This window comes from Nonlabens sp., from assembly GCF_047636915.1.
In the GTDB taxonomy this organism is placed as follows: domain Bacteria; phylum Bacteroidota; class Bacteroidia; order Flavobacteriales; family Flavobacteriaceae; genus Nonlabens.
In genome coordinates, this window is record NZ_JBLIGN010000082.1 from 1 (window position 1) to 11,256 (window position 11,256).

Consider the following 11,256-nt stretch of genomic DNA (forward strand, 5'->3'; position numbering starts at 1 on the left):
GAAAACGGCCACCACCCCAGTTTTGAACACCTACTAAGCTGATGGAATCGGCGCCACGGGTTATTTTTTCATTCTCATCCAGCAGCAATCTCCAGCCCATATCCTTTTGAACCTTATAGAGTTGTTGCATGTTTTCTTCTTTGGCTTCCTTTGAATCCCATTGCACATAATCCCCGTAATCATGGTTTCCTAAAACAGAATACACACCGTCTTTTGCAGTAAGAGATCCGAATATATCCTCCCAACCGTTCATTTCTTTGGCCTCATTATTAACCAAATCTCCTGTAAATAATATCAAATCACTTTGCTGGTCATTTGCCAGCTTAACCGCATATGCCACTTCTTCTCTATCGTCAAAACTCCCTACATGAATATCACTCAGCTGGGTAATTGTATACCCATCAAAAGCCTCTGGTAGATCATCAAAGGACAGCTCATATTCCCTTACTTGGTAGTCATATTTACCTCGCCATGCTCCATAAAGAATCGCACCAAATGGCAAAGCGGCAACTGCCAGACCAACTTTTGCTAAAAATTCTCTTCTACCTGGCAAGAAAGATTGATCAGCTCGCTTTCGCAAAAGCGAGCTGATCAAACCTTCTATACTTCTGTAAATATCCTCTCCAAACATAAATAGGCAAAACACTACTTTCACAGCAAAGAATGCCAACACGACAGTTACAGCAATATCTCTAGAGTCGGATACCTGAGTTCGGTCTGGATGTAAGATAAACTGTAAAATAACATGGAGAATGGCTAAAACGGATACGGCAAGGTATATCCATTTCCACCAGTGATCTCTGGATAAAGTGCGTATCAATTGAAAGGAATAAATTTCTAAAGCGATGAAAAACGCTAGGACAATGAGGAGTCTAAACATGCCACAAAATTAATGAGTTTATATTTTTAAAACGTTGGTTTATCGTTAAAGCATTGAAATGAAAAAGTTTGATTCTAATTCACAAGTTGTTGAACCGATTCTTCTCCCTTAAACAGGCATGATTCTACGGTTGATTACTAGCCTTTATGGAGATATTTCGAACACTTTCTCCACCTTCCCGACCAAAACTCGCTTCCGCTCGCTGTGCCCACCTTTCCCTTCCCAAAAATTTGTCGCAACCAATTATCAAGGACTGAGGAAAGGAGCTTTTGAAAATAGAAATTTAGAAGTAGTAATAAGAGCTCCAGTTGTTTTAGTTTTGCAACTTATACCAAAAACTTATCACCCCATACACTTTGGCAAAAAACGATCCCTACGCTGCATTGCGATTTAGAGAATTTAATATTTTCCTAGGCATGCGATTTTTATTGGTGTTTGGTTGGTCCATGCAGTTTATTGTGATCGAATGGCAAGTATATTCTATCACTAAAGATCCCTGGTCTCTTGCTATTATAGGTTTGATGGAGTTTGTTCCTGCCTTTGCCATGGCGCTATTTGCTGGTCATATTGTGGATCAACGGGAAAAACGGAATCTTTTAGCACTTTGTATTGGTGCTTTTTCATTGATTAGTTTGGGATTGTTTTTATTGACCTGGCCAGAAGTGGTAAGTGATTGGTCTACACATACGGTTCTGTATGCTATTTATGCCTTGGTATTTTTCGGTGGTTTTTTAAGATCCTTTTTTGGTCCTATATTATTTTCATTGATTGCGCTTCTCGTTCCTAAAAAAGCATATCCTAATGCGGCAACATGGAGCAGTTCTGCCTGGCAAATTGCGTCTGTTGTAGGCCTTGCGTTCTCTGGTTTTGCGATCAGTTGGTTTGGTGTGCATTGGTCTTTATGTATTGTGTTTAGTTTTGTAACCCTTTCCTTTTTTACCGTCTTCCTAATTTCTAAAAAACCGATCTTAAACACTAAAATCAATGAACCCGTACTACAGAGTTTAAAAGAAGGGTTGAGTTTTGTTTACAAAACCAAAGCCGTCTTAGGAGCCTTGACCCTGGATATGGTCTCTGTGCTTTTTGGAGGTGCGGTTATTTTACTGCCTATTTTTGCTCAAGATATTTTACAAGTAGGTAGTGAAGGTTTTGGAGTTTTAAGAGCTGCCCCTTCTGTCGGTGCTATTTTAACCATGATTGCAACCGCTTACATCCCTATTAGCAAGAATGCAGGAATGAAATTACTGATCGCTATTTTTGGTTTTGGTATCTGTATTATTGTCTTTGGCCTGTCCCATATGTTTTGGGTATCTGTTGTGGCGCTATTTTTTAGCGGTGTTACTGATGGTGTTTCTATGGTGATACGCCAGACCATTCTCCAACTTAAAACACCAGATCACATGCGTGGTCGCGTAGCCTCTGTCAACTCTATGTTTGTAGGTTCTTCTAACGAGTTGGGCGCTTTTGAAAGTGGTCTCACGGCCAAATTAATGGGAACCGTTACCGCAGTAGTCTTCGGTGGCACCATGACTTTAATCACCGTTATTACCACAGCGGTAGTATCTCCTACTTTTAGAAAGTTAGATTTAAGAAAGGATTTTGAGGATAATGAAACAAGTTGACCAGAAAAATAATAGAAACTAGAAGCAACAGAGGATAGCGTTTTACGACCAGTAGCTTATGCTCCAAACCTTTTAGGTTGCTCCCTTTGCTTCTTAGCGACCTGTTTTCAATTTTGTTAAAAGGAACTGCTAAATTTTAAGTTACTTTGTGTAATTGGTTTCTAGTTCTTATCGCAATCTCGCTTTCGCGAAAGCGGAACACGCATCCAACTTCTCTATGGAACTATAAATTTTCTGTGTATAAAAATTAAGTTTTATAGCATAAGAACCACTTTTAAGTCTTTTGAGAATTTTATCTTTAACATCTACAAAATTTGAAGATGACTAACGACGGTACAAACGGTAAAAGATTATTTCTCCTCGATGCATATGCCTTGATTTTTAGAGGTTATTATGCGCTTATAAAAAATCCAAGAATCAATAGTGCCGGTATGGATACCAGTGCCATAATGGGGTTTACAAATTCGCTATTTGATGTCATCAGACGTGAAAAGCCAGAATATCTAGCCGTAGCATTTGATAAAGGTGGCAGTGCAGATCGGGTAGAAATGTATAAAGAGTACAAAGCAAATCGCGACGCCACTCCAGAAGCGATAAAAATAGCCGTTCCTTATATCATGCGTATTTTAAAAGCCATGCACATCCCTATTGAAGTGGTAGAGGGAATTGAGGCTGACGATCTTATAGGAACCTTAGCCAAGCAAGCCGAGAAAGAAGGCTTTACTACTTATATGGTAACGCCAGATAAAGATTATGCACAACTGGTGTCTGAAAATATCTTTATGTACAAGCCCGCTAGAATGGGAAACGGTATTGAAATATGGGGGATTCCTGAGGTACAAAAGCGATTTGAAGTGGAACGACCAGAACAGGTCATTGATTACCTAGGTATGATGGGCGATGCTAGTGATAACATTCCAGGTTTGCCCGGTGTAGGTGATAAAACAGCCAAGAAATTCATAGCTACTTACGGTTCTATGGAAGGCCTGCTCGCAAACGTTCATGAACTGAAAGGTAAAATGAAAGAGAAAATTGCTGCCCATGCAGAACTGGGGTTACTTTCTAAAAAACTAGCTACCATACGACTGGATTGCCCAGTAACTTTTAATGCCAAAAACTACGAGTTAGACGATCCTGATGTAGAAGCCGTTCACGAGATTTTTGACGAGTTGGAATTTCGTCGTGCCAAGGAAACCATGGCAAAGATCTTCTCTAAAGACTTGCCAGAAACCAAAGCTGCTGGTTCGAGTTCGACGTCTAGTTCCACTGATGCTGGCGCTGGACAGTTTTCTCTTTTTGATGCTCCAGCTTCTGGAAATGCTGCTGAAACAGAAACCTCAGGACGCCAGACCCTAGCCACTAGCGACCATTTATACCAACTGGTTCAAGAAGGAATGGGAACAAAATTGTTTTTACAGTCTTTAATGAAGCAATCCAGCGTTTGTTTTGATACCGAAACTACAGGACTAGATGCCCTCGCGGCAGAGTTGGTAGGCATCGCATTTTCATGGGAAAAAGGTAAAGGATTTTATCTTCCTATCCCTGAAGATCGAGAAACAGCACAGGCTGTAGTGGATGAATTAAAACCATTTTTTGAGAATGAGGAAATTGAAAAAGTAGGGCAAAATTTAAAGTACGATATCAAAGTTCTAGACAAATATGGCGTCCGAGTAAAAGGACCGATGTTTGACACTATGCTAGCGCATTACCTCATCAATCCAGACATGCGCCACAATATGGATGTACTGGCAGAAACGTATCTTAATTACACACCACAATCCATTGTGGAACTGATCGGAAAGAAAGGTAAAAACCAACTTTCTATGCGTGATGTAGCTCTAGAAAAGCAAAAAGAATACGCGGTTGAAGATGCAGATATAACCTTCCAATTAAAAGAGCATTTTGTACCGGAACTACAAAGCGCTGGAACTGACAAGCTTTTTAAAGACATAGAAATGCCTTTACTCGATGTGCTGGCAGCCATGGAAATAGAAGGAATTAATCTGGATGAAGCCTTTTTAAGTTCGCTATCTGGAGATTTAACAACAGACATCACTCAACTGGAAAAGGACATCTATGAAGCAGCTGGAGAAGAATTTAATATAGGATCGCCTAAGCAATTGGGAATTATCCTTTTTGAAAAACTCCAACTCGTAGAAAAGCCTAAAAAGACCAAAACTGGTCAGTATTCCACTGCCGAAGATGTACTGAGCTACCTCGCCAAAGATCATGCAATCATTCAGAATGTTTTGGACTACCGCGGTCTGGCAAAATTAAAGTCCACCTATGTAGATGCTTTGCCTCATCAAGTAGATTCAAAAACACAACGCATTCATACCAATTATATGCAAGCAGTTGCTGCAACTGGTCGTTTGAGTTCTACAGATCCTAACTTACAAAACATTCCTATCCGAACAGAACGCGGTCGCCAGGTGCGTAAAGCTTTTGTTCCTAGAGATGCCAATTACACCTTACTAGCTGCCGATTATTCTCAAATAGAATTGAGGATTATCGCAGCTTTAAGCGAAGAAGAAAACATGATGGCCGCTTTCCAAAGTGGTGAAGATATTCACGCCTCTACTGCAGCAAAAGTATTTAATGTCGCCTTAGAAGACGTGACCAGAGAACAACGTAGCAACGCAAAAACAGTCAACTTTGGGATTATCTATGGAGTAAGTGCCTTTGGATTGAGCAATCAAACCGATTTAACTCGTGGAGAAGCTAAAGAACTGATCGAGACTTATTATGCGACTTATCCTAAACTGAGAACTTATATGGACAATCAAGTGAACTTTGCCCGTGAAAATGGCTACGTAGAAACAGTTTTAGGCAGGCGTCGTTATTTAAAAGACATTAATAGTTCTAATGCAATTGTGCGAGGCGCGGCCGAGCGCAATGCCGTAAACGCACCGATTCAAGGAAGCGCAGCAGACATTATTAAAATTGCCATGATCAACATTTATAAAAAGTTTGAAGTACTGAACTGCAAGTCTAAAATGCTCTTGCAAGTGCATGATGAATTGGTTTTTGACATACATAACGATGAACTAGAAGACATGAAAAAACTCATCCAAGAGGAGATGCAAAATGCTTATCAAATGTCAGTACCTCTTGATGTGGAAGTTGGTATGGGTCAGAACTGGTTGGAGGCGCATTAAAATACCTGCGCATGCAGTTATGTAGTTGGTTTACAAATAAAATAGGCGAAGTTGGTTTTCGCAGGCTCAAAACTTGAGTAGACATTATTCCATATGTAAGGCTATAATTGCTTTAAGGGATGGTCATCCGATAAAATCTGGATCAAAGTGTTCCCTTGAAAGAGGGTACTCCTTAGAGGTTTTACTGGAAATTGCTATTACATACTTGTAGATTATCTAGAAAACAGGCAACTCTCGATACCCAAAAAAGGCTCCAACTATCGCTCCACCTAACTTGAAAAATGATTTTTTTTTTCAAAAGAGCGAAGAACCGCATGGCTAAAATCTTCCTTTATAGTGCACCACTATGCGTGACGAGAAGGAACATAAAAATGATGCCAAATGGAACATCAAATGTGTACCTACCAAATCTAAAAAGACATTCCACAAATCAACATCCTAATTTTTTATCTTGGCCTACTAGACGGAGGCAGTTTTTTGAATCAAGATAACCTATTTCAGTTTTAGCAGCAGCTGGGACTATACTAAATGCTTGCTGAACAAGCTTGTAATTCAACCTGTACGTCAATTAAGCTTTCTCCACACAAATTTTTCAGCATGACAAGGCTTGTGGAAATTCTACCCGTAAGGAAAACGAGTTACTCTTTAACAAATTTTCTATTCACGACAATACCAGCCGAATAAACTTTTAAAATATAAAGTCCTGCTTTCAACTTAGTCACATCCAATCGATTTGTTTGCTGTGACTCTGAAAAAATAAGTTTTCCAGCTAAGTCAAATACTTCTACTTTATCCGTGATTTGCATAGTTTCTATATGGAGCGTATCCGTTGCTGGATTAGGATATGCTTTTAAATTGACTTTGTTTTCGTCTTCACCAGCTATACCTAACGTATTTTGATACACCCGCACGTAATCAATGACCATACTGCTTTGTGTAAAGCTCGGATCAATGGTCCCAGCATAACCGCCCATAGCGACATTTAATAATAGATATTGATCTTCATAAAATGGATAGGTATCGACATTTTTAACTGTTGGGTTATAAATATAAAAAGGCACATCGTCTATCAAAAAAGTGATTTGTTGCGGTGACCAGTTCATGGAATAGATGTGAAAATTGCTTGCTACATCAGTAAGCGTTGTGGACCTAAAGTTTCTAGTATTGCCGGAGCATCCCGCACAATTGGTATGCAAGGCAGCACTAACATGATTTAAAGCTCCCAAACCATGTTCCATAATATCTATCTCTCCACACAGCGGCCAGTTGGTCGTTCCATGGGAAGCATCCCAAAAACCACCATCTTCATTTATATTCTTTCCTAATGTCCATATCGCTGGCCAAGTGCCATTTCCAAATGGTAATTTTGCGCGTACATCTACTCTACCATATGTAAAAGCAAATTTAGAATTCAATCGAGCACTGGTATATTGTTTAGTACGGGATTGATCACTATAGGTTTCTCGCTTTGCAACGATGTGTAAGGACCCATTTTCCACATAAGAATTATCTAACCTATTGGTATAATGTTGCTCCTCATTATTGAACCAATTTCCACCAGCAGGAAGTTGCGTTTGATGAAACCAGTTTGTAGCGTCGACAGGGTTATTCCCAGCGGTATTAAATTCATCAGACCATACTAAATTTGTATACACTACATCTATGGGGTTAGGTGGAACAAATACAGCAGCATTATTAATTTGATCGAATAAATAAGTCCCAGAAGTAGTGACACCAAAATCTATAAATAGGGTTACTCTGTCATACTGCCCTGTAGATGAAAAAGTGTTCCCGGTAGCACTATCTGTAGCATTTGAAAAATCAAAGTTGACCTCGTTCCAGCTATTTGCTCCACTAGGGATTTGTTGGGTAACCTCGACAGCGGGCTGCGTTCCATTTTCTAGCTTTAGTAAGATGGTATGAGCGTTAGGGTCGAACGAATAAAATTTTAAGCTTACATTCTGATCTGTATTCAAATCCACTGCAGTGGTTACATCCATAAAAAAACCTTGATTAGCTTGAGCTCCATTATTATTAAACTGACCTACATTATTTCCAGATTGTAGTGGATCAACTCTAAAAGAAAAAGAAGCTCCTGAAAAACCAGTAAACCCAAATTGGTTGTTTTCAAAATCTAATGGGAATTGTTGTGCTTGTAAGAATTGGAACCCACAACATAAGAGCAAGAAGAAACGTAAATGCAACATTAGGTTTTTTTGCTAAATTACTACTGAATTATTCAATAATGCCATAAAATAACGCAACAAATACTATACATGAGTATAATTTCTTCTACCTTTTCATAATTTCATAAAAATAAGGAAGGAAATTCCAGAAATTATTTTTTTTTCTAAATAAAGTCACTTGCACTGATCAACGTCCTGCTATAAGGGTTTGGGGTTTATTAGCGGTTGCGACTAAATTCCATTGCGTGCGTTTCTGTAAGTGCGATCTGATCTAATGAACACCACTAAGAGCGTTTTCAGTGTTCCATACCCTGTTGACGCACTTAACGCTTTCAGCATTAAAATTTATAATTATCCGTCGCGTGGGTTCAACTTGTTAAAACAATTCTAAAAAAAAAAACAAGCAAAAGTCGTCAGAATCTATGTATAAAGCCGCTTGTAGACCATCTGAATCAAGACCTACTTGATCACCTACTGTATTCAGATGGAGACAAAAAAGTACTGCTTATTTATGAGTTTTTAAAAATAGGTGTGCAGATCCGTGCTTCTCTTAATATTTGAGATAATAGATCGTTTATTTCGAAATCCTGATTGACTTTTGACTCTATCTGATCTCATTAACCCAATAATCATTAAGATAGATCTGTAGTGTTTCGTCAAGCCTTTATAAAGTTTATCCTGGAATTTCTCCTGGCTTAGGCAATACCTCCATCCTACCGCTTTAAAGCAAAAAAGCCTTTTACCAATGGTTTATTGGGAATTTGAAGTGTAAACCAATAGGTGCTCGATGGCAATGGATTATTTACAAAAGTTCCATCCCAGCCCACTCCTTCTGGAGCCATTTGATGCAAGAGTTTCCCATGACGATCGTAGATATAGATAATGGCGTCTGGAAATCTTGATAGCCCATCAAATGTCCAATAATCATGGAAACCATCTCCATTAGGCGTGAAAAAACGCTGGTAATCAAGAACCACAAATTGCTGGGTCAATGTTCCGCAACCATTTTTATCGCGTATTCTCACCCTGTGAAATCCTTTATAGAGACCACTAAAAAAATTGCTGTTCTGAAAAGGACCGTTATCCACTGAAAACTCATATTCACCAGGTCCAGAAACAATAAACTGAGCGGTGTTATCACCGTTTCTAAAATCTTCAGTAATAATATCATCTAGGGTGGCTATGTCTGACGGTAAGGCAGTAATCGTTAAAGAACTCTCACAACCAAAATTGTTAGTCACGGTGACGGTATAATCTCCCGGCTGGTCAATATCTATAGCATTGAGATTTGCTCCCATCTCACTAGTGCTCCACTCATAAAAATCAAATCCTGACGCTACACTTACTCTTGTAGGGGCTACAGGGTCGATACATACTATTATATCGTCCTGAACGCCAAGAACTGGTCTCGGCCTTACCGTAATGCTATATGCTACATCTTCAAAACAAGAGGTTCTATTTTCAGTAACACGCACATAAATACGTTGCGGATTTTGAGTGGTTGTAATACTGGTACCTAAAGCGTTTTGGTTTCCAGTGCGATCTATACTGCTGGAATAAAACTGAACTTGATGTAAAGTTGGATCAAGCCCGTTGAGAACTTCCATGTTTTGATCACTAAGAGTCAGGTTTAAAAAACCGTCAAAATCGTCATCACATAAAAACAAATCTTGAGGCGTCGCAATGGCTGGTGGATTTGCCACAAACAGTGGCGCACTAATTACATATTCACAGGAAAGTCCTGTTGGGTCTATCACTTTTATAAAATACGTCTCTTCTACTAAAGTAGCTGTAAACGAAGAGCCCTGTGAATTCAAATCATTTTCTGCATCGGCCTCTGTAAGATGGTACGTAACATTAAAATTGGCCGAATTAGGGACTAATACATCTATAATCGTTTCAAAATCAAAAGATTCTGTAGCATTCTCAGAACATATAATAACGGGATCTGCATCTGTAACTACGGTGGTATCATCTACGGTAATTATGAATTCTGTATAATCGGTACAATCAGAATCGTTTCTTATGGCACGAACAAATATCTCTTGAGGATTAGAAGTATTTGCATAGGGAAAAGTAAGCGCATTCACTCCTATATTGGCATCATTCAAAGACTCATGATAAGTCACAGAGACTCCCGTTTGACCCAAAAGAATATCTACATCTAAAGGTGTAAAGTCAAATTCTCTGAAACCATCTTGAAGTCCAAAGTCATCACAAACATCCTGGTCTGCAACCGGGTTTGCTGTAGGCGACGGAGGCAAGTCTGCACTACCACTTGTAGAAAGGGAAAAACCACCTTGACCTATCGCTAGACCTACAATAATGTAATACACTTCACCAGCATTCACCGTTAATTCCTGTAAAAAGCCGTTTCCTAGCTGACCAGGACCTTCATTTACATCTGTTTCTAAATCATTCAAGCCGGTATCTCCTGTCACTCCAGCAGCACTAGGATTTGTACTGGAGCATCTTATTGCGGCTCCTAAGTTATTACAATCATTAACTGGTCCAAATACCGCAAAATCATAATCGGCTTGAGCTGTATCTGGTGTCAATACAAAACTAAAAATCCCAGTAGTTTCTATTTCCACTCTAAACCAAACTTGATCTGCTCTAAAATCATAGCAAATGGGTGTAGGGTTCCCTGGAAGCGCAAACTCATCTGTTCCTATTCCAGAAGGCGTAATTCCAAGATCTGTATCACCGCAAAGTAAAATAGCATTAGAACAATCATTTGGATTTTGGGAAAGTCCTATTTGAGAATAGATGATAAAGCAAAATAATAGAATCTTTTTCATAAGCGTATTTCTAGTCTGATATCATTTACCATTTGACTTTATGGGAATAAAACGTTCTTTTCTCATTGCTATTTCAAGGCTTTGCCAGGCCAGCGCTGAGGGTATCGAAGTGCTAAGCACAAATGCCTGCGAATAAGTAGCAACCGTAGGTTTTACTCTAATTTATTTTTATCAACAGTAATTTTAACAATTAATTGCGGTACAAATCTAAGACTTCCAGCAGCTTATTCAAGTCGTCTTCTGTATTAAAATGAGAAAAACTAACTCTGATTCCATCTCCGCGTAACGAAGTGAGAATCTTGTTTTTTACTAATTTGTCATACAAGTCTTGATCTCCTTTGATATTAAAAATAGACGAATGGTTTTTTCTTGAACAAACTACTGGAGATAGTAATTTGCGTTTTTCAAAAGCGGTTTTAGCTATTTTTGAAAGTGATTTAACCGGATCTGCTACCTTTTTCCAGCCCATTTCATGAATCTTGAGAATGGCTTGCTGCAAACTCCCAAAGGCAATCATGTCTTGATGTCCTGGTTCAAAACGACTGATAAAAGTCACTTTAGAATTCAGGACCTTACGAGAACTTCTAACACCTGTTTCCTTATGGAAAA

Annotated in this window: 5 protein-coding genes and 1 pseudogene; 2 read left to right on the plus strand and 4 right to left on the minus strand. The window is 38.9% G+C overall.

The genetic code is table 11. The features are described 5' to 3' along the window. The coding region (locus ACJAT0_RS10765) for a metallophosphoesterase (RefSeq protein WP_415181650.1) at positions 1 to 880 on the minus strand (880 nt) is incomplete at its 3' end. 356 nt (positions 881 to 1,236) lie between these two features. Between ACJAT0_RS10765 and ACJAT0_RS10770 the strand changes: the two genes are divergently transcribed. Together ACJAT0_RS10770 and polA are read left to right on the plus strand one after the other, a co-directional pair. After that, on the plus strand, positions 1,237 to 2,502 hold the full coding sequence (locus ACJAT0_RS10770) for an MFS transporter (RefSeq protein ID WP_415181651.1): 1,266 nt from the start codon (positions 1,237 to 1,239) through the stop codon (positions 2,500 to 2,502). Positions 2,503 to 2,822: 320 nt separating this feature from the next. Beyond that, positions 2,823 to 5,660, plus strand: a complete 2,838-nt coding sequence (gene polA / locus ACJAT0_RS10775) for a DNA polymerase I (protein ID WP_415181654.1) — start codon at positions 2,823 to 2,825, stop codon at positions 5,658 to 5,660. A gap of 638 nt (positions 5,661 to 6,298) precedes the next feature. On the opposite strand, the gene ACJAT0_RS10780 is transcribed toward polA, so the two are convergent. The 3 genes and pseudogenes from ACJAT0_RS10780 to ACJAT0_RS10790 form a co-directional block, all read right to left on the minus strand. After that, the gene (locus ACJAT0_RS10780; RefSeq protein WP_415181652.1) at positions 6,299 to 7,867 is read right to left on the minus strand and encodes a family 16 glycosylhydrolase; all 1,569 of its coding nucleotides are present in this window, start codon (positions 7,865 to 7,867) and stop codon (positions 6,299 to 6,301) included. 692 nt (positions 7,868 to 8,559) lie between these two features. After that, positions 8,560 to 10,647, minus strand: coding sequence for a T9SS type B sorting domain-containing protein (locus ACJAT0_RS10785; RefSeq protein WP_415181653.1), 2,088 nt, complete (start codon positions 10,645 to 10,647; stop codon positions 8,560 to 8,562). A 190-nt stretch (positions 10,648 to 10,837) separates the two neighbouring features. Continuing rightward, a pseudogene (locus ACJAT0_RS10790) lies at positions 10,838 to 11,256 on the minus strand (selenocysteine lyase); the annotation flags it as partial.

Coding starts and splice junctions, on each gene's coding strand:
- polA (WP_415181654.1), top strand. CDS start 2,823: ATGACTAACGACGGTACAAACGGTAAAAGATTATTTCTCCTCGATGCA.
- ACJAT0_RS10780 (WP_415181652.1), bottom strand. CDS start 7,867: ATGTTGCATTTACGTTTCTTCTTGCTCTTATGTTGTGGGTTCCAATTC.
- ACJAT0_RS10785 (WP_415181653.1), bottom strand. CDS start 10,647: ATGAAAAAGATTCTATTATTTTGCTTTATCATCTATTCTCAAATAGGA.